The sequence below is a fragment of the Catenibacterium sp. AM22-6LB genome, from assembly GCF_003435615.1.
In the GTDB taxonomy this organism is placed as follows: domain Bacteria; phylum Bacillota_I; class Bacilli_A; order Erysipelotrichales; family Coprobacillaceae; genus Catenibacterium; species Catenibacterium mitsuoka_A.
The window spans coordinates 1-25937 of record NZ_QTUM01000017.1 but is presented as its reverse complement, the minus strand read 5'-3'; the positions used below and the strand labels follow the sequence as shown (position 1 = coordinate 25937).

The 25937-nt window shown below is 33.4% G+C and carries 22 protein-coding genes, 2 tRNA genes, 1 pseudogene and 1 riboswitch; of the genes and pseudogenes, 22 read left to right on the top strand and 3 right to left on the bottom strand.

From position 1 onward, the window contains the following. The first annotated feature begins 64 nt into the window (after positions 1 to 64). The 9 genes from DW269_RS05365 (at position 65) to DW269_RS05325 (ending at position 8556) form a co-directional block, all read left to right on the top strand. Positions 65 to 1336: an ADP-ribosylglycohydrolase family protein gene (locus DW269_RS05365; protein WP_117458861.1), complete on the top strand. Its 1272-nt coding sequence runs from the start codon at positions 65 to 67 to the stop codon at positions 1334 to 1336. A gap of 247 nt (positions 1337 to 1583) precedes the next feature. Next, positions 1584 to 2489: a quinolinate synthase NadA gene (gene nadA / locus DW269_RS05360; protein ID WP_233502435.1), complete on the top strand. Its 906-nt coding sequence runs from the start codon at positions 1584 to 1586 to the stop codon at positions 2487 to 2489. Positions 2490 to 2502: 13 nt separating this feature from the next. Next, positions 2503 to 4542 carry an L-aspartate oxidase gene (locus tag DW269_RS13105; RefSeq protein ID WP_117458859.1) on the top strand — a complete coding sequence of 680 codons (2040 nt, stop codon included), beginning with the start codon at positions 2503 to 2505 and terminating at the stop codon, positions 4540 to 4542. Continuing rightward, complete coding sequence (locus DW269_RS05350; protein WP_117458858.1) at positions 4543 to 5076, top strand: transcription repressor NadR; 534 nt, start codon at positions 4543 to 4545, stop codon at positions 5074 to 5076. 55 nt (positions 5077 to 5131) lie between these two features. Continuing rightward, entirely contained in the window at positions 5132 to 5866 is a 735-nt protein-coding gene (locus tag DW269_RS05345; protein WP_117458857.1) for a metallophosphoesterase, read from the top strand. 76 nt (positions 5867 to 5942) lie between these two features. Further along, positions 5943 to 6617 (top strand): hemolysin III family protein, encoded by a 675-nt coding sequence (locus DW269_RS05340; protein ID WP_117458856.1) that lies wholly within the window; start codon positions 5943 to 5945, stop codon positions 6615 to 6617. Between the two features lie 70 nt (positions 6618 to 6687). Continuing rightward, the gene (lspA, locus tag DW269_RS05335; protein ID WP_117458855.1) at positions 6688 to 7194 is read left to right on the top strand and encodes a signal peptidase II; all 507 of its coding nucleotides are present in this window, start codon (positions 6688 to 6690) and stop codon (positions 7192 to 7194) included. Next, the gene (locus tag DW269_RS05330) at positions 7164 to 8084 is read left to right on the top strand and encodes an RluA family pseudouridine synthase (protein ID WP_117458854.1); all 921 of its coding nucleotides are present in this window, start codon (positions 7164 to 7166) and stop codon (positions 8082 to 8084) included. Before lspA ends, DW269_RS05330 begins: the two co-directional genes overlap by 31 nt. Beyond that, positions 8077 to 8556, top strand: coding sequence for a dCMP deaminase family protein (locus tag DW269_RS05325; RefSeq protein WP_117458853.1), 480 nt, complete (start codon positions 8077 to 8079; stop codon positions 8554 to 8556). The genes DW269_RS05330 and DW269_RS05325 overlap by 8 nt, the downstream gene beginning before the upstream one ends. A gap of 25 nt (positions 8557 to 8581) precedes the next feature. Here DW269_RS05325 and DW269_RS05320 read toward each other — a convergent pair whose 3' ends face one another. Beyond that, the gene (locus DW269_RS05320; protein WP_117458852.1) at positions 8582 to 9499 is read right to left on the bottom strand and encodes a ribonuclease HIII; all 918 of its coding nucleotides are present in this window, start codon (positions 9497 to 9499) and stop codon (positions 8582 to 8584) included. Positions 9500 to 9604: 105 nt separating this feature from the next. Between DW269_RS05320 and DW269_RS05315 the strand changes: the two genes are divergently transcribed. The 8 genes from DW269_RS05315 to DW269_RS05280 all read left to right on the top strand — a co-directional run bounded on the left by DW269_RS05315 (position 9605) and on the right by DW269_RS05280 (position 18722). Continuing rightward, entirely contained in the window at positions 9605 to 10393 is a 789-nt protein-coding gene (locus DW269_RS05315) for a CvpA family protein (protein WP_117458851.1), read from the top strand. A 1-nt stretch (position 10394) separates the two neighbouring features. Beyond that, entirely contained in the window at positions 10395 to 12695 is a 2301-nt protein-coding gene (locus tag DW269_RS05310; RefSeq protein ID WP_117458850.1) for an endonuclease MutS2, read from the top strand. Then, entirely contained in the window at positions 12688 to 14457 is a 1770-nt protein-coding gene (gene uvrC, locus DW269_RS05305; RefSeq protein ID WP_117458849.1) for an excinuclease ABC subunit UvrC, read from the top strand. The genes DW269_RS05310 and uvrC overlap by 8 nt, the downstream gene beginning before the upstream one ends. A gap of 55 nt (positions 14458 to 14512) precedes the next feature. Continuing rightward, entirely contained in the window at positions 14513 to 15664 is a 1152-nt protein-coding gene (locus DW269_RS05300; RefSeq protein WP_117458848.1) for a M15 family metallopeptidase, read from the top strand. Continuing rightward, positions 15661 to 16128, top strand: a complete 468-nt coding sequence (locus tag DW269_RS05295) for a metallophosphoesterase (protein ID WP_117458847.1) — start codon at positions 15661 to 15663, stop codon at positions 16126 to 16128. The genes DW269_RS05300 and DW269_RS05295 overlap by 4 nt, the downstream gene beginning before the upstream one ends. Before the next feature lie 67 nt (positions 16129 to 16195). Further along, a riboswitch (Lysine riboswitch) is annotated at positions 16196 to 16362 on the top strand. Positions 16363 to 16423: 61 nt separating this feature from the next. Beyond that, positions 16424 to 17236: a transporter substrate-binding domain-containing protein gene (locus DW269_RS05290; RefSeq protein WP_117458846.1), complete on the top strand. Its 813-nt coding sequence runs from the start codon at positions 16424 to 16426 to the stop codon at positions 17234 to 17236. Positions 17237 to 17244: 8 nt separating this feature from the next. Further along, on the top strand, positions 17245 to 17973 hold the full coding sequence (locus DW269_RS05285) for an amino acid ABC transporter permease (RefSeq protein WP_117458845.1): 729 nt from the start codon (positions 17245 to 17247) through the stop codon (positions 17971 to 17973). An 11-nt stretch (positions 17974 to 17984) separates the two neighbouring features. After that, positions 17985 to 18722 (top strand): amino acid ABC transporter ATP-binding protein, encoded by a 738-nt coding sequence (locus DW269_RS05280; RefSeq protein WP_117458844.1) that lies wholly within the window; start codon positions 17985 to 17987, stop codon positions 18720 to 18722. Between the two features lie 124 nt (positions 18723 to 18846). Here the strand turns inward: DW269_RS05280 and DW269_RS05275 are convergent. Then, a tRNA-Arg gene (locus DW269_RS05275) sits at positions 18847 to 18923 on the bottom strand. A gap of 235 nt (positions 18924 to 19158) precedes the next feature. On the opposite strand from DW269_RS05275, the gene DW269_RS05270 reads away from it, so the two are divergent. Next, positions 19159 to 22689 (top strand): CAP domain-containing protein, encoded by a 3531-nt coding sequence (locus DW269_RS05270; protein WP_158546308.1) that lies wholly within the window; start codon positions 19159 to 19161, stop codon positions 22687 to 22689. Between the two features lie 90 nt (positions 22690 to 22779). Here the strand turns inward: DW269_RS05270 and DW269_RS05265 are convergent. After that, positions 22780 to 22856 (bottom strand) — tRNA-Arg (locus DW269_RS05265). A gap of 163 nt (positions 22857 to 23019) precedes the next feature. On the opposite strand from DW269_RS05265, the gene DW269_RS05260 reads away from it, so the two are divergent. The 4 genes and pseudogenes from DW269_RS05260 to DW269_RS05245 all read left to right on the top strand — a co-directional run. Further along, complete coding sequence (locus DW269_RS05260; protein ID WP_233502434.1) at positions 23020 to 23403, top strand: YbaN family protein; 384 nt, start codon at positions 23020 to 23022, stop codon at positions 23401 to 23403. Further along, entirely contained in the window at positions 23396 to 23722 is a 327-nt protein-coding gene (locus DW269_RS05255) for a nitrous oxide-stimulated promoter family protein (protein WP_117458841.1), read from the top strand. Before DW269_RS05260 ends, DW269_RS05255 begins: the two co-directional genes overlap by 8 nt. Beyond that, positions 23719 to 25458: an ABC transporter ATP-binding protein/permease gene (locus DW269_RS05250; RefSeq protein WP_117458840.1), complete on the top strand. Its 1740-nt coding sequence runs from the start codon at positions 23719 to 23721 to the stop codon at positions 25456 to 25458. The genes DW269_RS05255 and DW269_RS05250 overlap by 4 nt, the downstream gene beginning before the upstream one ends. Continuing rightward, positions 25458 to 25886: pseudogene (locus DW269_RS05245) on the top strand (ABC transporter transmembrane domain-containing protein); the annotation flags it as partial. The gene DW269_RS05250 and the pseudogene DW269_RS05245, both read left to right, overlap by 1 nt. Between the last annotated feature and the right edge of the window lie 51 nt (positions 25887 to 25937).

The window sequence follows — 25937 nt, the reverse complement described above, 5'->3', positions numbered from 1 at the left end:
CATATATCTTTCCTCCTCATTTATACTGATATTGTAATAAGAAAAAAGATTGGAGGAATATATTATGTATGGTGCAATTTTAGGAGATATTATTGGAAGTCCATTTGAATTTGATAGAGGAGATAAAACAAAGGATTTCAAATTATTTAGTAGAAGATCTCATTTTACAGATGATTCAGTCATGACTCTTGCTGTATGTGAGGCGTTACTTAAAGTAGGGCAGGATGCAACAGTCAAAGAAATCGAAGACACTGTTATATCAAGTATGCAATCATGGGGAAGAAGATATCCTCACGAAGGATATGGAGGTTATTTTAGACGCTGGTTAACAGCACGTCATCCTGAGCCTTATAATAGTTTTGGAAATGGTTCTGCAATGAGAGTATCAGCAGCAGGATGGCTTTATGATTCTCTTGAAAAAACAAGAGTAGTCGCAAAAGCAACTGCCAATGTAACTCATAATCATCCAGAAGGTATTAAGGGTGCAGAGGCGACTGCGAGTGCTATATTTATGGCAAGAAATGGTTCATCAAAAGAAGAAATCAAAAAGTATATTGAGAATGAATTTCACTATGATTTAAATAGAACACTTGATGAAATCCGTCCTAGCTTTCATATGGATGAAACTTGTCAAAAAACTGTCCCTGAAGCAATCATTGCTTTTCTTGAAGCAAGAGACTTTGAAGATGCAATAAGAAATGCAGTATCTCTAGGTGGAGATACAGATACACTTGGTGCTATTACAGGAAGTATTGCAGAAGCTTATTTTGGAATATCTGAAACACTAATATCTGAATGTAGAAATCGCATCAATAAAGATATGAGAGATGTTGTTGATGCATTTTATAGTCTTGTTAGAGAAGATGATTCACCTAATACAAATCAGATGATTGAAAAAGCTATCAATCAATATTATGTTCATAATGATAAAGAAGGTATGATACTATTTATAGACATGATGATAAATACAATGAAACAGGGTGGGGAATTTATAGTTCCTTATATCACTAAGAATTCATTTTTATCAAAAGAACAAATCAATAGTATAAACATTGGTGACATATTTACTCTTGATCATGATGTCAAACTTAAAATGGAAACAGTCAAAGATGCCAGCGGTAAAGAGTGGCTAGGTGTATTTACTTCAACAGAAGAGATGCATAAAGGGTCTAGTGGTAATGTCCAGATCAACCAATCAATACTTTCAATTCTTAAATTAGTGATTGATTGGAAAGAAATTGATGGAATTGTTATCAATCCATTTGGAAAATATATGCAAATAAGTAAAGCTATGATACTTCTGTTGATTGGCATATATGAAGAACATGAAAAATAATTAAAAATCCTCAAGAGATTGTAACTGCCTTGTTATAATCTCTTTTTTGCATTAAGTGTATGTTTCCATGCCGAAAAAACTATGTAATCTGTTACATATAAGCATATTGTAATATTTGTTGAACATATTTCTTTTACAATGTCAACATATGTGTCTTGACATCTGTCAATAACAATGATAGCATATGCACAGCGTAAAAAGAGATAGGCGCTTAATTTAGGAAAAGTAAGAAATAGAGGATAAAATTATGGATATGATGAATAGAATCAAGCAGCTTAAAGAAGAGAAGAATGCTGTTATATTGGCTCACTATTATGTGGATGCAGATGTACAGGCAGCTGCTGATTTCATTGGTGACTCATTCTATCTTGCAAAAAAAGCAGCAGAAACAGACGCTGATAAGATTGTATTTGCAGGTGTAGAATTCATGGGAGAAAGTGCTAAGATACTTAATCCTACTAAGCATGTATATATGCCAGATGCACATGCAGATTGTCCAATGGCACATATGGTAACTATAGAAAAGATTAAAGAAATGAGAGAAAAGTATGATGATTTAGCTGTTGTATGCTATATCAACTCTACTGCAGAAATCAAGACTTATAGTGATGTATGTGTAACTAGTTCGAATGCAGTTAAAATCGTTAATAAATTACCAAATAAGAATATTTTCTTTGTACCAGATCAGAACTTAGGAAGCTATGTAGCAACTCAGGTAGAAGGTAAGAATATCATTTTAAATAATGGTTTCTGTCCAAGACATCACATCATGACTAAGGAAGATGTATTAAATGCAAAGAAGGAACACCCTGATGCTTTAGTGGCTGTGCATCCTGAATGTAAGCCTGAAGTATTAGAAGAAGCAAATTATATTGGAAGTACATCAGGTATTATTGATTATATCGTTGGAAATGATGCTAAAGAATTTATTGTTGGTACAGTAGATGGTGTTTATGCCACAATCCTAAATCAGGCACCTGATAAGAAGCTTTATAATGTCGTAAGAACTCAGGTATGTCCTAATATGAAACTCAATTCACTAGAAAAGATTGTACATGTATTAGAAACTGGAGAGAATGAAGTATTCTTAGATGAAGAATTTATGAATAAAGCAAAAGCACCATTAGAAAGAATGCTTGAACTTGCTAAATAGGAGATGACTAAAAATGAGTAAAAAAACAGATGTTCTTATTGTAGGTACTGGATGTTCAGGATTATATTGTGCCCTTAAATTACCTGGAAACCTTAATATTCATATGATTACTAAGTCATGTGTAGAAGAAAGTGATAGCTTTCTTGCACAGGGTGGTATTTGTATGTTTAAAGATGAAAGTGATTATCATGCTTTCTTTAAAGATACACTAAGAGCTGGACATTATGAAAATAATCCTCTTTCTGTAGAATTAATGATCAGAAGTTCTCGTGCTGTACTTGATGATTTATTATCATATGGTACTGATTTCGCTAGAGATGAAGAAGGAAACCTTAAATATACAAGAGAAGGTGCTCATTCTACTAACAGAATCCTTTATCATGAAGATATTACTGGTAAAGAAATCACTAGTAAGCTTTATGCAGAAGTAAAAACAAGAAAGAATATCACTATTGAAGAATATGTGACTTTAACAGACCTTCTTGTAAAGAATGGTAAATGCGTTGGTGGTAGAGTACGCAAAGGCGATGAAGAATATGATATCTATGCAGACTTTGTTGTACTTGCAACTGGTGGTATTGGTGGTAAATATAAGAATTCTACTAACTACCGTCATTTAACAGGTGATGCCATTGACCTTGCTAAGAAATACAATATTGAAACAGAACATTTGGATTATGTACAAATTCATCCAACAACTTTCTATAGTGAAGATAATGAAAGACGTTTCCTTATTTCCGAAAGTGTCAGAGGTGAAGGTGCACTATTATATGATAAAAATGGTAATCGTTTCGTAAATGAATTATTACCTAGAGATGTCGTTTCTGATGCAATTAAGAAACAGATGGAAAAAGATGGTACTGATTATGTCTTAGAAGATTTAAGACCTATTGGTGAAAAGGAACTAAAGGAACATTTCCCTAATATTGTTCAGTACTGCTTAGATAAAGGCTATGATGTAACTAAAGAATGTATTCCTGTTGTACCAGCCCAGCACTATTTCATGGGTGGTGTAAAAGTAAATGAAAACAGTAAAACATCTATGGAAAATCTATATGCTGTAGGAGAAACAGCATGTAATGGTGTTCATGGAAAGAATAGACTTGCTAGTAACTCATTATTAGAAAGTTTAGTATTTGCTAAAAGAGCCGCAAAAGATATGACAAGAAAGTATGAGGCCCCAAGTATGTTTGATAAGACTACTTTAAAATTAAATGTAGACCCACTAATCCTTTCAGCTCTTCGTGAAGATATTACAAGTGAAGATGTATCTACATGCAGTGTTATGAGAACTGCCCAGTTAGGTGAAGTAGAATTAATTTGTAAAGAAAATGGTATTATTGCTGGTCTTCAGATTTTTGAAAGAACATTCAAATTATTAGATGAAGATGTAGATCTACATTTCTTTGCTCATGATGGTGATGAAGTACATAAAGGTGAATTATTGGCTAAAGTCACTGGTGATATGAGAACTCTTCTTGAAGGTGAAAGAACTGCTCTTAACTACTTACAGAGAATGTCAGGTATTGCAACTTATACTCGTAAGATGGCAGATCTTCTTGAAGATACAGACATTAAGTTACTTGATACAAGAAAGACAACTCCAAATAACAGAATCTTTGAAAAGTATGCTGTTAAAGTAGGTGGAGGAAGCAATCATAGATATAACTTAACAGATGGTGTTTTATTAAAGGATAATCATATTGGTGCTGCAGGAAGCGTCACTAAAGCTGTACAGATGGCAAGAGACTACGCTCCATCAGTAAGAAAGATTGAAGTAGAAGTAGAAACACTTGATATGGTGAAAGAAGCAGTTGCTGCAGGTGCTGATATTATCATGCTTGATAATATGAGTACTGAATTATTAAAACAGTCTATTGATTATATTGATAAACGTGCTGAAATTGAAATTTCAGGTAATGTGACTGCAGAAAACATTAATAGAGTTAAAGATATGGGTGTTGATTTCATTTCTAGTGGTGCTTTAACACACTCTGCAAAGATTCTAGATTTATCATTAAAGAATCTTCATGCAATTAATGGGAGAGACTAAATGACTGGTAAAGAAAGAAGGGACTACATCCTTACAGAACTGATGGAAAGTGATACACCGATTTCTGCTTCTAATTTTGCGAAACGTCTTCAGGTTTCACGTCAGGTTATTGTGAATGATGTCGCACTTCTTCGTGCTAACAATCATGTTATAGAAGCAACTAATAAAGGATATATTATACGTCAGTCTGCAATGGTAGAAAGAGTTCTTAAAATGCAGCATACAGATGCAGATATAGAAAAAGAGTTAAATACTATAGTTGATTTAGGTGGTTATGTGAAAGATATCTTTGTCTATCATAAAGCTTATCATATTGTACGTGCACCTCTTAATATAGCATCACGTTTAGATGTAAAGAAATATCTAGATAATTTAAAATGTGGGAAATCTATCTCTTTAATGACAGTGACAAGTGGATATCATTATCATACTATCTGTGCTGAAACAGATGAGAGACTTGATGAAATACAGGAAGCTTTATCAAAGCTAGGATATCTCGCAAAACTACAGGAATATGAACCTGTGGAATTCTAAAGGCCATCTTCATTGATGGCTTTTTTTCATATATAATGATATGGAGGTGAAGAACATGATTTATATAACAGGTGATATACATGGAAATCAATTTAAATGGCTTGAGCAGATAGATCCTGTACTTAAAGAAGGGGATATAATTATAGTTTGTGGTGATTTTGGAATAGGCTTTTTCCAACAGAAGTATTCTTCTGAAGAATCATTCTATGATTTTATTAGTGAACAGCCTTATACTGTTTTATTTATTGATGGAAATCATGAAAACTTTAATCTACTTAATAGTTATCAAATAGAATCATGGAATGGGGGACGTGTCCATAAAATCAGACAAAACCTTATTCATTTAATGCGTGGAGAAATCTATACAATAGAAGGAAAGACATTCTTTACCTTTGGTGGCGGTTATTCTATTGATCAGCCATTACGTAAAGAGAATGGTTCCTGGTGGCCACAAGAAATGCCAAGCAAGCAGGAATATGAGAATGGATTAACACATTTAGAAGAAGTCAATAATCAAGTAGACTATATTTTAACTCATACTGCACCTGATGAAACAGTCTACTTCCTTTCGACAATCAAACAATATAGAATAAAAGGTGATGTCTATCAGGAATTTCCTCTAACGACTTATTTAAATGACATACAAAAGAAAACAAGCTATACTCATTGGTATTTTGGGCATTTTCATGTAGACAGAGAATTATGGAGAAATCAGACAGCACTCTTTAATACAATATATGAATGTGAGTCTCATCGTATCATTAAACAATGGAATACATATGAATGTTAGCATCTAGACTTCGATACTAGATATATTGACATTAAATAATAGATATGTTAAACTTGCTGTACAAGAGGTGATTGATATGAAACGTACAAAATTAGATGAACGTGTACTTCCTGATTATACACGTGGTGAAGAAATATTTAATATGGTGACTCATATAGTAGGGGCAGCTTTTGGTGTTGCAGCACTTGTATTATGTATTATATTCTCATGTTTACATCATAATGGATATGGTTTGGCATCTGGTATTGTTTATGGTGTATCAATGATACTTTTATATACAATGAGTTCTATTTATCATGGTTTATCTCCTAATTTGAAAGCAAAGAAAGTATTCCAGATTATGGATCATTGCAGCATCTTTGTCTTGATTGCAGGAACCTATACACCAGTACTTTTATGTTCTGTAAGACAGGCAGATCCATTCTGGGCATGGGTATTATTTGGTATTGTATGGGCAGTCACAATTCTAGGGATTACATTAAATGCCTATGATATCAACAAGTTTGCGAAGTTCTCTATGGCATGTTATTTAGTTCTAGGCTGGTGTATTGTCTTTAAGTTTAATTTACTTCCAGGTACTATTGGAATGAATGGTATTTATCTATTGGTTGCTGGAGGTGTAGCATATACAATCGGTACAATCTTCTATGGATTACAAGAAAAAATACATTATATGCACTGTATCTGGCATCTATGGATCTTACTTGGTAGCATTCTACACTTTCTATGCATCATCTTATATTGCATGTAACAGGCTTACGCCTGTTTTTCTTTTATATCTTTTAAAGACATGCTATAATCGTTGAGGAAAGGATGATTAAATGAAAAAAATAAATTTTAAATACGGTTTTTTATACTTAATCACATTTATTATTGTATTAGGTGGCGATTTAGTAACGAAACTTGTAGTCAATGAATCAATGCAGTTAGGCCAGAGCTATCAGGTCATTAAAAACTTTTTTTATTTCACTTATATTCATAATACAGGTGCCGCATGGGGTATGCTTTCAGGGCATTTCTTTATGTTCTATGCAATTTCTATTATTGCTGGTATTATGCTTATTTATTATTTTATCAAAAGTGATAAATCCCAGGTCTTATTAAGATTTGGAATTGTGCTTATATTTAGTGGTATGCTAGGAAATCTATATGATCGTGTTGTTTTTCATTATGTAAGAGACTTTTTAGATTTCTTTGGATTTGGTTATGATTTTCCTATTTTCAATATTGCCGATATGGGTGTTGTAATAGGTGTTTTATTAATCATCTTAGATTTAGGAATTGGAGAATATAAACAATGGAAATACAATCAATTACACCAGAATTAGAAGAAAAAGGCTTGCGTTTAGATAAAGTGATCTTAAATCATATGCCTGATCGTTCACGTACTGAGATTCAGAAATGGATTAAAGCAGGACAGGTTATCGTTAATGATAATGTTGAAAAAGCTAACTATAAGGTAGAAGAAGAGGATATCATCCAGGTCACTTTACCAGATCCTCAAAGTACTGAAATTAATCCTGAAAATATCCCATTAGATATTGTTTATGAAGATGAAGATGTGATTGTCGTCAATAAACCTACAGGTATGATTGTTCATCCATCAGCAGGTATTTATTCAGGAACACTTGTGAATGCATTACTCTATCATTGTCATGATTTATCAGCAATAAATGGTATTACACGTCCTGGTATTGTACATCGTATTGATAAGGAAACAAGTGGTCTATTAATGGTTGCAAAAAATGATAATGCCCATCGTTCATTATCTAAACAATTAGAAGAACATTCAGTTGTACGTCGTTATGTAGCACTCGTTCATGGTGTTATTAATCATAACGTAGGTCGTATTGAAGCACCTATTGGACGTGATAGCAAAGATCGTAAGAAGATGGCTGTCACTAGTAAGAATGCCAAAGATGCAATCACTAACTTTAAAGTATTAGAGCGTTATGATGATATGACACTTATTGAATGTCGTCTAGAAACAGGTAGAACACATCAGATCCGTGTTCATATGCAATATATTGGTCATCCAGTTTATGGAGATCCTCAATATGGCTTTAGAAATGATGATAACACACATGGACAGTATCTACATGCTAAAGTATTAGGTTTTGTTCATCCTAGAACCAATGAACATATGTATTTTGAAGCACCTTTACCTGATTTCTTTGAAGAAAAGATCAAAGAACTAGGAGGAGAATACAATGGATAAGCAGATCATTACATGGGATCAGTATTTCATGGGAGTAGCTAAACTCTCTGCTTATCGTTCTAAAGATCCTAATACGCAGGTTGGCGCTTGTATAGTAAACAGTGATAATCGTATAGTAGGGGTAGGATACAATGGTCTTCCAAGAGGATGTGAAGATGATAAGTTTCCTTGGACTGTAAGAGAAGGGGCTTTGTATGATACCAAGTATCCTTATGTTGTACATGCCGAATTAAACGCAATACTTAACTGTACTCAGAAGCTGCAGGGTTGTCGTATCTATGTTTCTTTATTCCCATGTCATGAATGTACTAAAGCAATCATTCAGAGTGGTATTAAAGAAATTGTCTATGAAGATGAAAAATACAAAGGAACAGAAAGTGATAGAGCAGCTAAACGTATGTTAGATGTGGCTGGTGTTTCTTATCGTAAAGTTCCTGCATTTGAAATAGAAATAAAAAAAGAGAATCAATAATGATTCTCTAGATGAAGAAGAAGGCCTATAGGCCTTCTTTTAATTTCTTTAATGCTCCCTTAACTCTCTTCATATTAGTGAAATTCAACTTACATACTTTAGTAAGAATCTTATCACCATACTTGTGCGCAAGTTTAACAGCCACGATTTCGGCATTAGTGCCAGCCCCTCTAGCAAGGTTCATCTTTAAACTCTTTGTCATACTAGCAAAATATTGTAGATATGCATAACGAGAAATGATTTCTGCAGCTAATACTGCTAAATACTGTTCATCAGCATTGGTTTCAAAAATCATATCTTTTACGACAATAACTTCACTCTTTAAATAATTATAATAAGTCTTAGGTGAAACGAATTGATCAATAACTTTAAATTCAACACTCTTCTTCACTTTCTGAAGAACATTCACAACAGCCTGATTAAAAAGACGTGCACGAATGTTTGCCTGGTTGATTCCACTATCAATCATCTTATTATAATGTGAGTTATCTAGTACTAGTAGTGATGAAATGAGATGTCCTTTTAATAGTTTAGCGTAATTGATAATTTCCTGATTAGACAAATCATCAATATTATCAATATGCAGGTTTTTAATAATCTCAAGTGCTTCATCATCGGCATAGCATGCAACGACACAAAGCGGCCCAAGAAAATCAGCAGATCCTGTTTCTGCAGCACCAATATGTGGATGCATACATAAGTGATCTGAATTCTTTTCCTGCTCAATCTTTTTTGCTAAACTTCTAGACCAATGCTTTGCTTCATGCACCGCATTCTGTCCTAAAAAGCTTGCTTCATAATTCGATGTCACTTCGATGTCACAGCCAATAGCATGAGCTTTTAAAAGAAGGTTCTCGCTTTCGAATGGAACCATCTGACTGTCATAAAACTTCTTCATCTTGTTTAAAATGTTTTCATTAATCAAAAATTTAATTGGCTCCACTATATTCACCTCACATGTTTTATTTTATCATAAATTTCATTTTTTTGACAGTATAAATTTCATTTGTTATAATTAAGAACCGACAACGTCAAGGAGGTAAGTGTTATGAGTTTTCTTGATTTGATTCTTATCGCTTTTTTGTTATATATGTTTTTTAGTGGATATTCCAAAGGTTTTTTCTCTACATTATATGATTTAGTAAGCTTTATAATCATGATGCTTTTTATTTATTTTAATGTAGAAACTATTTCTTCTATTATCCAGATTTATAAGCCTGTAAATGATCCTTTATCACAATTAGGTGGTTCAGTTATAAATATGTTGATAGTCTTTATTATTATGTTTGTTGTTCTAGAAGTGATCCGCAGACTCATAGGCGTTCTTATTAAACCTTTAGTCAATCAATTGACTGATCATTTTGCACTCACTGCTTTTGTCAATCATTTATTAGGTGCGTTGATTCACGCATTAAAGGGTGTATTTATCTCCTTTATGGTTATGATAATGGTTATTATTCCCTTCTTTGGACCTGATATCTTAACTAATTCTAAAATTGGACATTTAATCATAGAAGATGTACCAATTATCTCACAAAAAGCAATCAATGAAGCAAGTGCTTATGGAAGCTTATTAAAAGGACAGCATACACTTCAACTAGAAGATCAAGATATACTAAAGAAGATGATTATCGCGAATAATCATGCTTATGATCATGGAATATTAAATGAGCATGATGCAACACAGTTTGTCTATACACAATTAGGCCCTGCTTTAATGAATCAGCAGGTCATTATACCTCATGAAGAAAAACTTCAATTTATCTCTTTATTAAATAAAACACCTTATACAGAAACAGAAAAGAATACAATATTAAATAATATAGGAAGTGAATAAAATGTTAGATAGTTATAAAGTATTAGAATTTCCAAGAATTCTAAATAGTATTGCTGGCAGCTGCCGTACAGAGATTGCGAAAAAGAAAGTATTACAATTAGAAATGTATGATAATCTGGCTGATTTAAATGAAGAACAGAATCGTTTAGAAGAAGCCATGACTATTCATCGTATTATGGGCACTTTACCTCTTGCACCACTTCATGATATCAGTGCATATCTTGCAAAAGCGAAGATGGATGGTATTTTAGCACCTGAAGAGCTTATGGCTATTGATCATATGTTAGAAAATATCTTTCAGGTAACTTCTTACTTTAATGCTTATGAAGGAGAAATTATTCTCTTAAGAGACTTAGTAGAAGGCTTAGAAGGGGATAATGGGTTACATATAGAAATCAATAGATGCATTATGCCCGATAGCTCTATCAGTGATCATGCCAGTGAAACACTTTATCGTATTAGAAAAAGCATGCATGCATTAGAAGGACGTATTCGTCATTCTATGGAAGGGTATTTAAAGAGTGAAAAGAATTCATTAAGTATGGATACTCTCTCTAGCAAAAATGACCGTTTAGTTCTTGCAGTTAAAGCACCTCATAAAAATGAAATCAAAGGTTTAGTACATGCTACAAGTGCTTCTGGTCAGACATTCTTTATTGAACCAGAAAGTGTTGTTGTTATGAACAATGAACTTAATGAATTAAAGAGTCAGGAACAGACTGAAATCAATAAAATCTTACAGAGCCTTACAAGACGTGTTAAGTATAACTATACAAGATTCTATTTTGATCAGGAGCTCATGTCTGAACTAGATTTTATTTTTGCGAAAGCACGTTTTGGATGTGATTATGATTGCATTAAACCTGATATCAATGAATCAGGTGTTCTCTCTTTAAAACAGGCTAGACACCCACTTATTGATCAAGAAAGAATTGTACCTAATGATATTATTATTGATGGTAAGATGTTGATGATTACTGGTTCTAATACTGGTGGTAAAACTGTTGCTTTAAAGACTGCAGGATTACTTTCATTAATGGCAATTAGTGGTTTAGCCGTGCCAGCTATTTCAGCTTCTATTCCATTCTTTGATGCAGTCTATACCGATATTGGTGATGAACAATCTATTGAGCAGTCTCTTTCAACATATTCATCACATATGAAGAAGCTTATTTATATCTTAGAACATGCAACATGTCGTTCTTTAATTCTTATTGATGAAATTGGGTCTGGTACAGATCCACAAGAAGGGGCATGTCTAGGAGAAGCTATTCTGGATACTTTATTAAGACGTGACTGCCGTATTATTGCATCTACTCACTATGGTGAACTTAAGAACTATGGGCAGTCAAGAGATGATATTACTCTGGCATCTGTTGGATTTGATGTAGAAACAATGCGTCCTACATATAGATTAAAGCTTCATTCTATTGGTTCATCTTACGCCTTTGAGATTGCTGCTTCTTTAGGTCTTGATCATGAGATTATTGATCAAGCTTTACATAATAAAGAAGAACGTATGAGTGAAGCAGAAAAGTTAACTGAAAAACTGACTAAACAGAGTGCTGAATTAGATGAAAAAGAAGAAAGAATCAATACATTACTTGCAGACAATGAAAAGCTTCATAATCGTTATGAACATCAGCTATCCGTTGCCACAAAACAGAAAGATCGTATTGTCGAAGAGGCACAGCAGGAAGCTAATAAGATGCTTGAAGAGGCTAAGAAGACAATTGATGAATTGACTAAAGATATTATGAATCAAGGTGCTTTAAAGCCTCATCAGGTCACTGCAGCGAAACATGCATTAGATCAGCAGAAATATGAAAAGAAAGAAGTTGTCAAGGTACAGGATCATGTCTTTAAAAAAGGTGATCATGTTAAACTTGATAAAATGAATAGAGAAGGGGATGTCCTAGAAGTTAAGAAGCATGAATTGCTTGTTGATTTAGGTGGTCTCCAGGCTCGTGTTAAGGATACTGATGTAACATTCATGCATAGTGCCTCTAAGCCTCAGAAGGTTAAAAAAGCAGGCACAAGACAGCATATGAAGAAGACTGGACATTATGAAGTCAATGTCATTGGTATGCGTTATGAAGAAGCGATGAATATTGTAGAAAAGTTCTTAGATGACGCTTTATTACTAGGTTATCCTTCAGTACGTATTGTGCATGGTATGGGTAAAGGCATTTTACGTAATGGTATAAGAAAGAAGCTAGACCATTTATCATATGTCAAGGAATATCGTGATGGTGGGCCAAATGAGGGTGGTTTAGGTGTAACGGTAGTTAGCTTTGAATAAGAATCTAGACTATATTAAAAAGAAGCTTTCTCTGCTTCCTATGTCTCCTGGCTGTTACTTAATGAAGAATACAGACGGAAAAGTTATTTATGTAGGAAAGGCGCGAAAACTTAAAAATCGCGTCTCTTCTTATTTTACAGGAGCACATAACTATAAAACCACAAAATTAGTCGATCATATATGGGACTTCGACTATATTGTGACAGGCAGTGAAAAGGAAGCATTATTACTAGAAATTAACCTTATTAAAGACTATACACCTGAATACAACATCATGTTCATGGATAATACCTATTATCCTTATATTGAACTCACTGATGAAACCCATCCAAGACTTAAAATAGTAAGAAAAACTAAAAATAAAAAAAATAAGTACTTTGGTCCTTATCCCGATGCCACTGCTGCTAGAAATACTTTTAAATTATTAAATAAGCTTTACCCATTAAGAAAGTGCAATCATGTACCAGATAAACCATGCTTATATTATTCTTTACATCAATGTCTAGGTCCATGTATTAATGAAGTTGACAAGAGCCAATATGATGAAATTAGAAAAGAACTGATTTCTTTTATACATGGTAATACCAAATCTAAAATAGATGAACTCACTGAAAAGATGATGACAGCTAGTGAAAATCTTCAATTTGAACTTGCGAAAGAATATCGTGATCTCATTCGTTCTATAGAATATGTCACAGCAAAACAGAATGTCCAATTTGGAGACTATAAAGATAGAGATATTTTAGGTTATTTTATTGATAAAGGCTACATTAGTATTCAGCTCTTCTTTATGCGTGAAGGTAAACTTCTCTATCATGATTTTAATTTAGAACCAGTAGGAGAAGATTTTGAAGAAGATTTGATTCGTTTTTTAGTCACTTATTATCAAACACATCCAGAACCTTATGAACTGCTTATTCCTCAGGATGTTGATCTAGAACTATTAACTGAAATATTATCCTGTCATGTTCTTCAGCCACAACGAGGAGATAAGAAATCCTTAGTAGAAATGGCTAATAAAAATGCGAAAGAAGCATTAGAAAAGAAATTCTTGTTAAAAGAGAAGACAGATGAAAAAACAATTCTTCCTATTATTGAATTAGGCCAAAAACTAGGTATTGATACACCACATACAATTGAATTATACGATAACTCTAATATTCAGGGTGCTTATGCAGTCGCTGGTATGGTTGTATATAAAGACGGTGTACCATCTAAAAAAGATTATCGTAAATATAAGATCAAGACAGTAGAAGGTCCAGATGATTATGCAAGTATGAAGGAAGTTATCTATAGACGTTATTATCGCTTACTTATGGAACAAAAAGAAATGGCTGATCTCATAATTGTCGATGGTGGACTAGGACAGATCAAAGTTGCCAAAGAAGTGATAGACAGCTTAAATCTCTCTGTACATATATGTGGTTTATCCAAGGATGATAAACATTCTACCGCAATGTTGCTAGATGAAGATGGAAACCAGGTTCCTATTGATACAAAGAGTCCTTTATTCTTTTTATTAACGCGTATGCAGGATGAAGTGCATCGCTATGCTATATCATTCCACCGTCAGGTACGCTCTAAATCCTTATTTAGTTCTATATTAGATGAAGTAGAAGGAATAGGGGAAGCACGCAAGAAGAAGCTTCTTAATCATTTTAAGAGTGTTAAAAAGATGAAGGAAGCATCACTGGAAGAACTAGAAGCAGTCATTCCCAAGAATACTGCAGCAAAGCTCTATGAAGTACTACATAAAGAATAATCTATACACTCTTCATGATATACTATATAATTGACACTAGAGAGCAGGTGATTTAATGGAAAATAAGCGCAAGTATCTGTTTATTACAGTCATTGCATTATTTATCGTTTCATTCTATACAATTAATCTCCGATTTGATCCATTCTATCGTGTCAATGGCATCAACAACGATAATAGAATGATCATCGAAAAGTATTTAAGTAAAGAAGAACAGAAATATCTTGTAGAAAACAGAATTCCTCTTTACCATTTTATGAAATATATCAAATATGATGATTTCTATCTTCCATATTATCAATATTATGAACTACTAGAAAAAACAGGGCGTTACTCTACAAATAAATCTATCCTACAAACAGGCAATGAATTAGCAACTAAACTCACTGGCATCTATAAAGGTGCATCTTATGATCAAGCAAAGAAACTTGTAGAACATGATTTAGAAGCAGGATATTTATATAATCAGAACTTTGATTTTGATAAACTACAAATATATTATAAAATGAGACCTCTTTATGAAGATTATAGTTATGTAGACGATACAGAATACTATATTGAATTATTAAAGAATCGTGGACTAACAGATAAAATGATTCTTTCATTTTTCAAACAGGCATGTGCTAATTACTCTCGTTATGGTTTAACAACACTTATGACTCAGGCAAATAATCCTGATATGTTCTTGATTCCTGATCCTTCAGCTCTTTTAACTACCTTAAGTGATCAAACTTATATAGGTGCTTATGTTCCTCATAACCTTGTCTTAATGTCAGATATTCATCGTTTAAAATATGCCATGTATTTAAATAATGACGCTTATGACGCGTTAAAGAAGATGATTGATGCCATGCCTGATGAGATTGCGAATGACTTTTATGTTAAAGAAGCTTATACAAGCTTTACTGACTTACAGTATTCAAATCCTAACCTTGCAGGTAAAGATGAAAGACAATTAGGTCATACAGTTTCTATTGCATCTAAATCCATTGCCTATCAGGAGTTTGAAACATCTGCCCTGTCCCAATGGCTTGAAGCACATTCATATGAATATGGTTTTATATTACGTTATCCAAAACGTATGGCATCTTCTACAAATCATGTGTATGATGCACATTATTATCGTTATGTGGGTAAGAAGAATGCGAATAAGATTTATAAAGAAAATAGTTGTATTGAAGAATATAATCAGAAGGAGGCGGCTGAATGAAAAAAATTGTAATTATGTCAGATAACCATGGTGACATGAATATCTTAACAGATATTAAAGTTTTAGAAGATGATGCAGATTACTATATCCATTGTGGTGATAGTGAATCATATCAATTATGCGATTTAGATGAATTTGTTGCTGTGAAAGGAAACAATGACTGGAGTCTTGATCTTCCACAAACTGCAAGATTAGATATTGAAGGAAGACATCTTCTGATTACTCATGGGCAGTTCTTTGGTTATTTTGATCGTGAAAAGAAAATGCTGGACTTTTTAAAGAAATATAATGGAGATGTTTTAATCTCAGGACATACACATATGCCTCTTGTAAAAGAAGAAAATGGTTTATGGCTTATTAATCCTGGCTCTACTTCCTGGCCACGTGGTGGCAGCAAAAGATCTTATGCAGTGATGACTATTGATGGTACAAATGTAGATGTTAGAATTAAAACATTGGAATAATGATACAATTTATTAAATAGGATTGACTTTTTATATCTTCCTATTATAATGGGCATGTAAAGTCAAATATAAAGATAGAGGAAGCGATGCATCAGAGTAGTATGAGGAGTCGGCAGACTAAGAATCATATGAAAGGTAATCATCGCCGAAAGAAGATAAGTGGCAGCTTATAGTCTTGGGGATTCAGGAAATACCTGTCTCACTCCTTCATGATGAAGAGGCGTTATCTAATCGTTAAAAGCTATGCGATAACGTATGGCTTTTTTTCTATTTTTATATAGAAAGGGGAATAATTATGAAAAAGACTTTAATTACGCTTGCTACAGCAGCGCTTGTATTATCAGGATGTGGATCATCTACTAAGGATGACAACACTTTTACAGTAGGGATGGAAGCAGCTTACCAGCCATTTAACTGGCAGACTTCTAAGAAAACAGATACTGCAGTTAAATTAGATGGTGGTGCAGGTTATGCAGATGGTTATGATGTTGTCGTTGCCAGCAAAATTGCTAAAAAATTAGGAAAGAAACTTGTAGTAAAGAAGATTGCATGGGATGGTTTACAGCCAGCTGTGGAATCTGGTGAAATTGATGCAATTATCGCAGGTATGACTGCTGATAAGAAACGTGAAAAGGGATTAGATTTCACTACACCTTATTACCAGAGTGAAATGGTTATGATTGTAAGAAAGAACAGTCCAATGACTTCATTCAATGATATCCAGCAGTTCTCAGGATATAAGGTAACAGGTCAGAAGAATACTAACTATGATACAATCATTGATCAGATTAACGGTGTAAAACATCAGACACCTAAATCAACTTATCCAGAATTAGTTGTAGCTTTACAGCAGGGTGATACAGATGGTATTACTGCTGAATTACCAGTTGCAAATGGTATCGTACAGGCTAACCCAGATTTATCAATCGTTAAGTTTGCAGATGGCCATAACTTTAATGTAGATACTGCAGTATCAATTGGATTAAAGAATAATACACGTAAGACTGCTGAATTCAAGAAGATTCAGAAGGCTTTAGATTCTATTTCACAAGAAGAAAGATTAAAAATCATGGAAGATGCTGTTAAGAGAGCACCTACTGAAAAATAGGAGATAAAATGAAAATAGATTTTCAATATGCATGGAGTCAGTTAATTAATAACTGGCCTCTATTCTGGTATGGTATTAAGATGACAATCGCTTTTGCGGTTGTTGGTACATTAGCTGGTTTAATTATTGGTTTAATTATTGGTGCCATTCGTTGTGTACCATTAGATCCACTAGATAAACCAGTAACAAGATTCTTTAAACGTTTAGGACGTTTTATTACAGGCTTTTATGTATGGGTATTCCGTGGAACACCTATGATGGTTCAGGCCGTATTCCTTTATTACTTATTCAAACCAGTATTACATTGGAATAACTTTACAGCTGGTATGGTAATTATTTCAGTGAATACAGCTGCCTATATGGCTGAAATTATTCGTAGTGGGATTCAATCTATTGATCCTGGACAGATGGAAGCAGCTAAGTCTTTAGGTATGACAAATACTCAGACTATGATTTCTATCATCTTCCCACAGGCTATTAAGAATACATTCCCATCACTTGGTAACCAGTTTATTGTTAATATTAAGGATAGCTGTATGTTAAATGCGATTTCAGTTGTTGAATTATTCTTCCAGGCACAATCAGTGGCTGGTACAAACATGAGATATATCGAAGTGTATCTTGTTGTTGCAATTCTTTACTTAATTCTTACAACTGTAGCTACATTTGTACTTAACTATGTTGAAAAGAAAATCAATAAGACAAACACAGTTACTATCAAGGATAACTGTGCTTAAGGAGGAAAGAAATGAATACAGTAATTGAAATTAAACATTTAGAAAAACATTTTGGTGACCTCCGTGTTCTTAACGATATTAATTTCACTATTGAGCGTGGTAAGGTAGTTACTATTATTGGTTCAAGTGGTTCTGGGAAAAGTACATTACTAAGATGTATCAACCTTCTTGAAGTACCTGATGCAGGTGAAATTCTATTTAATGGACAAAATATCCTTAAAGGTGATTTAGATGCTTCTACATATCGTAGTAAAGTAGGCATGGTATTCCAGAACTTTAACTTATTTAGTAATAAAACAGTTTTAGAAAACTGTATGATTGGACAAATCAAAGTATTAAAGAAATCTAAAGAAGAAGCTCGCGTTGAAGCAATGAAACAGCTAAAAGCTGTTGGTATGGATAAATTTGCAGATGCTTCTAGTACAAAGCTTTCTGGTGGACAGAAACAGCGTGTTGCGATTGCAAGAGCTTTATGTATGAAACCAGAAGTACTTCTATTTGATGAACCTACAAGTGCCTTAGATCCTGAAATGGTAGGGGATGTATTAGATGTTATGAAGGAACTTGCGAAAGAAGGTTTAACAATGGCTGTTGTGACTCATGAAATGCAGTTTGCAAGAGAAGTCAGCGATGTAGTATGTTTCATGGATAAGGGTGTTATTGCAGAAATGGGAACACCTGAAGAAGTATTTGAACATCCTAAAACAGAACGTGCTAAACAGTTCTTATCACGTTATTCTAATAGATAAAATATTGACTCAAGAGATAGCATAAAAGCTGTCTCTTTTTCTTATATAAAAAAACTGGTAATGACGGTTCTTTACCAGTTATATGCAAAATAAAAACCTCGGATAAACCGAGGTAATTAACAGATGGCGTCCACGAGGGGATTCGAACCCATGACCGCACGCTTAGAAGGCGTGTGCTCTATCCAGCTGAGCTACGTAGACATTTGTTTTTCGACTGCTCGTATATAATAGCATATAGATCATTTTAATGCAATAAGAAAATGAAAAAAATGATTAAATACCTATCTTAAGCTTTTCTCACACTTTAAATAATAAACAAACTGTGTATATATTATAATATTCATATAACATTTTGAGTATTTTTAAATTGTATTATAATATATATTGAAATGATAAATTGTTAGCGCTATCATATATACATATGGGAGGAATCAAAATGAATAAGAAACAGAAACTCGTTTCTACTACATTATCTACAGTAACAGCATTATCATCTGTAGGTGCTATCTCTAGTTTGCCTAATACCGTTATTAAGAATGTTCAGGCATTAAATGAAAATACAGTAGAAACAACTCAACAGGTACAACCAACAGTTAGAACAGATTTAGAAAAGGAAGTAGAAGATAAGAACTCTACTGTTATTTCTACTGGAGCTGCATTACAGGGAGCAGAGAATCAGAAGAACAGTTCAGAGGAAGCATTTAACAATGCGAAAACCAACAAGAAAGAAAATGATGAAAAGCTTACTACTTCACAAAATCAGGTTGATCAGACTCTTGCGAAAGAAGTAAAAGATAGAGCTCAGATCGTTTTACAGCTACAGGAAACTTTATCATCACAGAAACAGCAAAAAGAAGCTTTAGATAAAGCTGTAGAAGAAAAGCAGAATCAATTAAAGAATGAGCAGGACAAATACAACAAAGCGCAAACTGATTATAATGATTTAGCTGAGAAGAATAAGGATGCCTTAGATAAGTTAAATCAGGCTGAAGAGGATAAGGCTCAATATGAAAAAGACCTTGCCAGCTTAAATGATCAGTTGACTACTTTAAATAAGGACATTGAAACAGTTACCACAAAACTTAATGAAGAAACAAAAGCATTAGAAGACAACAAAGCTACTCTTAGTCAGTTAACTACAGAAAAACAAAAACTAGAATCACAGTTAAAAACTTCTAATGATAAGCTTAATTCTTTAAAAGATGCACTTAATAAACAGCCAACAACTGAAGAAGTGACTCAGTTGCAGAAAGAAATTGATACTCTTGAAACGGATATCGATACTAAGACAACTCAGTTATCTACTTTAGACCAGGAAATTAATAGCTTAACTACTTCAATTGAAGCACAAACTGCAACTGTTAATGAAACAACAAAGAAAAAGGATGATTTAACTAAACAGTATGATGCTTTAACTACACAGGTTAATGAAGCAAAAACAAATCTAGATACTGCAAAGACTAACTACGATGCAGCTAAAAAAGCAGTAGATGACCTCAACAACAATGTTGATACACCAAAACTTGCAAGTTTAAAGTCTGAACTCTATCAATTACAGAAGCAGCAGTCTGCCTTACAAACACAAGTGGATGCGACTACAAGTCAATTAAAAGCAGCTGAAACTGAATTAGCCAATGCTTATACAAAATATGATAACAACGTTGTCAACTTCTATAAAGAAGTCTACAACAATACTGGTAATTTAGATGCTTATTATGCTTATACTGAATTAGAAAAGTATGATGGTAAAAAAGTAGGTTCAGCCACTATTTATGATAGTAAGAATTATGATAAGACAATGGCATCATTATCTGATTTAAAGGAAGCCCTTAATTATATTAAGATGTGTAATCAGATTAGAGCATATGAAGGTTCCGATCCACTTAAAGTCTCTTATTACCTTCTGGCTGTATCCGCAATCCAGAACGAATTTACATCTGTAAAATGGGGACATTCAGAAATATATCCATTCGCTGAAAATATATATGGAAGTTCAAGAGATTACAACTCTACAGACTTCTTAGATCAAAACGGCAATTTGGATGTAGATTATTTAGATCGACTTGGAAGAGATCAAAACTTAGATGCATTCAGTATACAAAGACAAAATCCATTTTATGGTTGGTGGACTGAAGAAAAAATTTTATATGAACAGACACACAACGCAGATAAAGCTGGACATTACTTCAACATTATAAATCAAAATTATACTCTGACTGGATTCAGCCATAATAATCAACTACATAATAGTGGTTATTACACTTGGGGACAAGTATTTTCAGGAAGCCTCGTTGCAAATAAATTGGATGGTAGTGGTCAAGTAAGAATCACAGGTCAAAGTGTAGATGAATTTGAAAATACATTAAATGCCTGGATCTTAAAGAAGGCAAATGGTGTTCGAATTGAACAGAATAATGTTGATAATGCAAAAGCTGAAGTTGAAAAGGCGACAAATGCGCTTAATGATAACAAGCAGAATATCAGCACAAAACAGACTGAAATCAGTAATTATAAGGATAATGTAAAGACACAATTTAAAGCTGCAGAAACGACTTATAACAACGCTAAGAGCACATATGATAATCTAGTCAATCAGCAGTCTTCAGTAAAAGCTGAATTAGATACTACTTCTACTCAACTTAACGCACAAAAAGACGCTTTAACTAAACTAGAAGATCAGTTAAAAGCTAATAAAAATGAGAAAGATACTTTATCTAGGCAGATCACTGATGAAAAGGCATTATTAGCTCAAAAGAAAGAAGAACTTGCGAATACCACTAAAGATAAAGCTGAACTAGAACAGGCTCTTAAAGATGCGAATGCTGATGTTAATCGTATTACTTCTTTAATTGATGAAAATGATAAGAGAATCAATGCTCTTGAGTCAGAAATCAACACTAACCAGCAGAATATCAATACATATAGTGCTGAGTTAAATACTTTGAACTCTGAAGTTACTAGTAAAGAAACTGAAAAGAACGCTTTATCTGCCAATATTGATATGTTAAATACTGCGATTGAAGCATACAATAAACAGTTAGAAGAATGCAACAAGGCAAAAGATGCATTAAATGCTGCTAAAAACAATCTTGATAATGTTCAAGCTGAATATGATCAGGCTGTTAAAGGCCAAAAAGCTCAAGCTGATGCCGTAGCTGATACTACTAAGAAGCTAGATGATGCAAATGAAAGTCTTACAAAAGCACAAAGAGCCACTGCTGATTGGGAAGGTATTAAAGCAGGTACTATTGATCATTATGCACCTTATCATGATGAAGTATTAGATAACTTAAGTGATACTGTATTAGTTTATGTAAGTGCGAAAGATGCTGCTGGTTCAATTGAAACTAAACTTGCTGATGCGCAGAAGGACTATGATGAAAAGACAAAGAATTATGAGAATGCTTTAAGTGCCTATAATGCAGCTCTTAACGAATATAATGACGCTAAGGCTGATTTAGATGCATTTGATGCAAAATATGGTATTGTCACAAAAGATACAATTACTTTACTAAGTGAAATGACTTATACTGGTAAACAAATTAAACCGGAGATTGTAGTCAAAGATAGTAAAGGTAATGTTGTTGATCCAAGTGAATATACAATCACTTATGGTGATAATACAGAAGTAGGGGAAGGTAGTGTTACTATTAAGTTAAGTGACGAGTATTATGTTGGTACTATCACTAAAACATTTAAGATTGTCTTAGCCTCTACTGATAAAGATGACAATACTACTCCACCTGCAGATAAGAAAGACGATGTCACAACTACTCCTTCTGATAAGAAAGATAACGTTACTGTTACTCCATCACAGAAGAATGATACAACAGCTACAGTAAAGTCTGATAAGACATCTACTACTGTAAAAACAGGTGATTCATCACCAATTGTAATCTTTAGTCTTTTATCAATGCTTTCTATGTTCTTCTATACATTACTAAGAAGAAAAGAAAATAAAAACTAATATGAAAGGTACCCAGGCGTAATAGCGCTTGGGTACCTTTTTACTTAAATATAAAATAAAAACCTCAGATCAACCGAGGTAATTTTTAGATGGCGTCCACGAGGGGATTCGAACCCATGACCGCACGCTTAGAAGGCGTGTGCTCTATCCAGCTGAGCTACGTAGACATTTGTATTTCGACTGCTCATGTATAATACCATGACTTTTTTTATAATGCAAGCACTTTTTTTATAAATATATGTGTTGACTTTATTAAATCACTTCACATATAATGATCATTAGTTTGATAACACTAACTATTATTAGCTGAGACTAAGTAAGGAGATGACTATGAAAATTATTTGGATACTACTAGGATTTATATCTTTGATACTTGGTACTTTAGGAATTGTACTTCCTATTTTACCTACTGTTCCTTTTTATATGGCAACTGTATTCTGTTTTGCGAAAAGTTCAGATAAGCTTCACCACTGGTTTACGCACACAAACCTTTATAAAAAGCACTTAGATAGTTTTATACAAAACAGATCTATGACATTAATGACTAAATGTAAGATCCTGGGTATGGTTACAGCTATTATGTTAATAGGGTTCATCTGTATGAAAAATGTACCTGTAGGAAGAATATGTATTACGATTGTCTGGATTTTCCATATTCTTTATTTCTTTTTCCGAATCAAGACGATAAAGAAAGAAGTGATAATCAATGAATAAAGTAGAAAAAAAGAGAGTCAAAGAACAGGAAACGATTGAAAAGATGGTTCATATCTATTGTAAAAAGAATCATCATACAAAAGAGTTATGTTCTGAATGTAAGGAATTAGTGAATTATGCAACAACACGTAGTCAAAGATGTCCTTTTATGGCAGAAAAGACATTCTGTGCGCATTGCAAGGTGCATTGTTATAAGTCTGAGATGAGAAAAAGAATCAAACAGGTCATGCGTTATAGTGGTCCTAGAATGATCATCTATGCTCCTAAAACAGCTTTATGGCATATGCTATGTACTATAAAAGAAAGGATATTAAAATGATTAAAACAAGATTGATACAATTGTTGTCGCATTCTAAAAAATATATTGTTTATACAGTATTCTGGCAATGGATTTCATTACTCGCACAGATCACTGCTGTATTTACTATTGCAGACTTATTGGGTTATGTATTGAATAATACGCTTACTATAACTCATCTTAAATCTACATTTTTATTATTACTAGGAATCATAGTGATTCGCTATACATGTGAACGTATGAGTGCTCGTACATCATACCTAGCAAGTGTGGATGTAAAACGTATATTAAGAGAAAAGATTTATGATAAGATGCTTAAACTCGGAGCCTCTTATAATGAATATGTGTCTTCTTCTGAAGTAGTACAGGTGTCTACAGAAGGAGTAGAACAATTAGAAACATATTTTAGCAAATATCTCCCTCAATTATTTTATAGCTTACTTGCACCAATCACATTATTTATTATATTAAGTCGGGTAAATCTAAAAGCAAGTCTCGTATTATTAATCTGTGTACCACTTATTCCTATGTCTATAGTAGCTGTACAGAAGTTTGCGAAAAAACTATTAAGTAACTATTGGTCTACTTATACAGGACTTGGAGATTCATTTCTAGAAAACCTTCAGGGATTAACTACATTAAAAATCTACCAGGCTGATCAAAATAAAGCAGAAGAAATGGATCAAGAATCCGAAAAATTCCGTAAGATTACTATGAAGGTTTTAACTATGCAGCTTAATTCTATTAGTGTCATGGATATTGTTGCTTATGGTGGTGCTGCAGTGGGAATGATCATTGCTTTATTAGAATATCTTCATGGACATATTAATATGCAGGGTACTCTCTGTATCATTCTTCTAGCCAGTGAATTCTTCCTTCCTTTAAGACTACTTGGATCTTTTTTCCATATCGCAATGAATGGGATGGCAGCGAGTGATAAAATCTTTAGAATTCTTGATATTCCTGAAATAGGTTCTGGAAAAGAAGTATTATCTGATCATAGTTTAGATATCTTATTCAAGGATGTTCATTTCTCTTATGAAGAAAATAGAGAAATATTAAAGGGTATTGATATGACATTACCAAAAAACTCTTTTATTTCATTAGTTGGAGAATCAGGATGTGGTAAGAGTACAATTGCTAGTATTCTTGCTGGAAAGAATAGAGGATATACAGGTGATATCACAATTGGTGGTACTCCCTTAAAGGATGTCAATGAAGAAGGTTTAATGAAGCATGTTGTATTGATTAGACATAACAGCTATTTATTTAAAGGGACTGTAGAAGAGAATCTTCGTATGGCTGATCCTCATGCTACAAAAGAAGAAATGGAAGCAGTACTAGAAAAAGTAAACCTTTTAGGATTTCTTAACTCACAGGATGGTATAAAAACAAAACTATTAGAGAAAGCATCTAACTTATCGGGTGGTCAGTGTCAAAGATTAGCCCTTGCTCGTGCTTTACTTAAAAAAGATGTATCTGTCTATATCCTTGATGAAGCAGCTTCTAATATTGATATTGAAAGTGAAGAACTGATTATGAATGTCATTCATGAATTAGCCAAAACAAAAACTGTATTACTTATTTCTCATAGACTTGCCAATGTAGTAAAGAGTGATCATATCTACTTCTTACAAGATGGACAAATCAAAGAACATGGTTCACATACTGAATTAATAAATCAAAATGGGGCCTATAAACATTTATATGAAACACAGATGGCTTTAGAAAACTATGGAAAGAAAGGAACTGTATAATGAATAAAACAAATCGTAGAAGTGCTATTCAAATCATGGGTCAGTTGATTGGTTTAGTTAAACCACTCCTAATTTTTATGATTGCTGCCATTCTGCTTGGTACTGTTGGTTATTTATGTGCGATCTTCCTGACTATCCTTGCAGGACAGGTACTTGCTCATGGACTTATTCCACAATTATTTTTTCGCATAAGAAATCCACGTCTTGTCTTTATGCCTGTTAAAACAGTCTTGACTATAATGATTGTGATTGCTTTATTACGTGGTATTCTGCATTATCTCGAACAATACTGCAATCATTATATTGCCTTCAGATTACTTGCTATTATTCGTCATAAAGTCTTTGAAGCATTACAGAAGCTATGTCCCGCTAAGCTAGAATCTCGTGATAAAGGAAATCTTATTTCTATTATTACTACAGATATAGACAATATGAAATGACGAGGAGGAAACAAAAAAGTAACTCTCCTTAATTGTTCA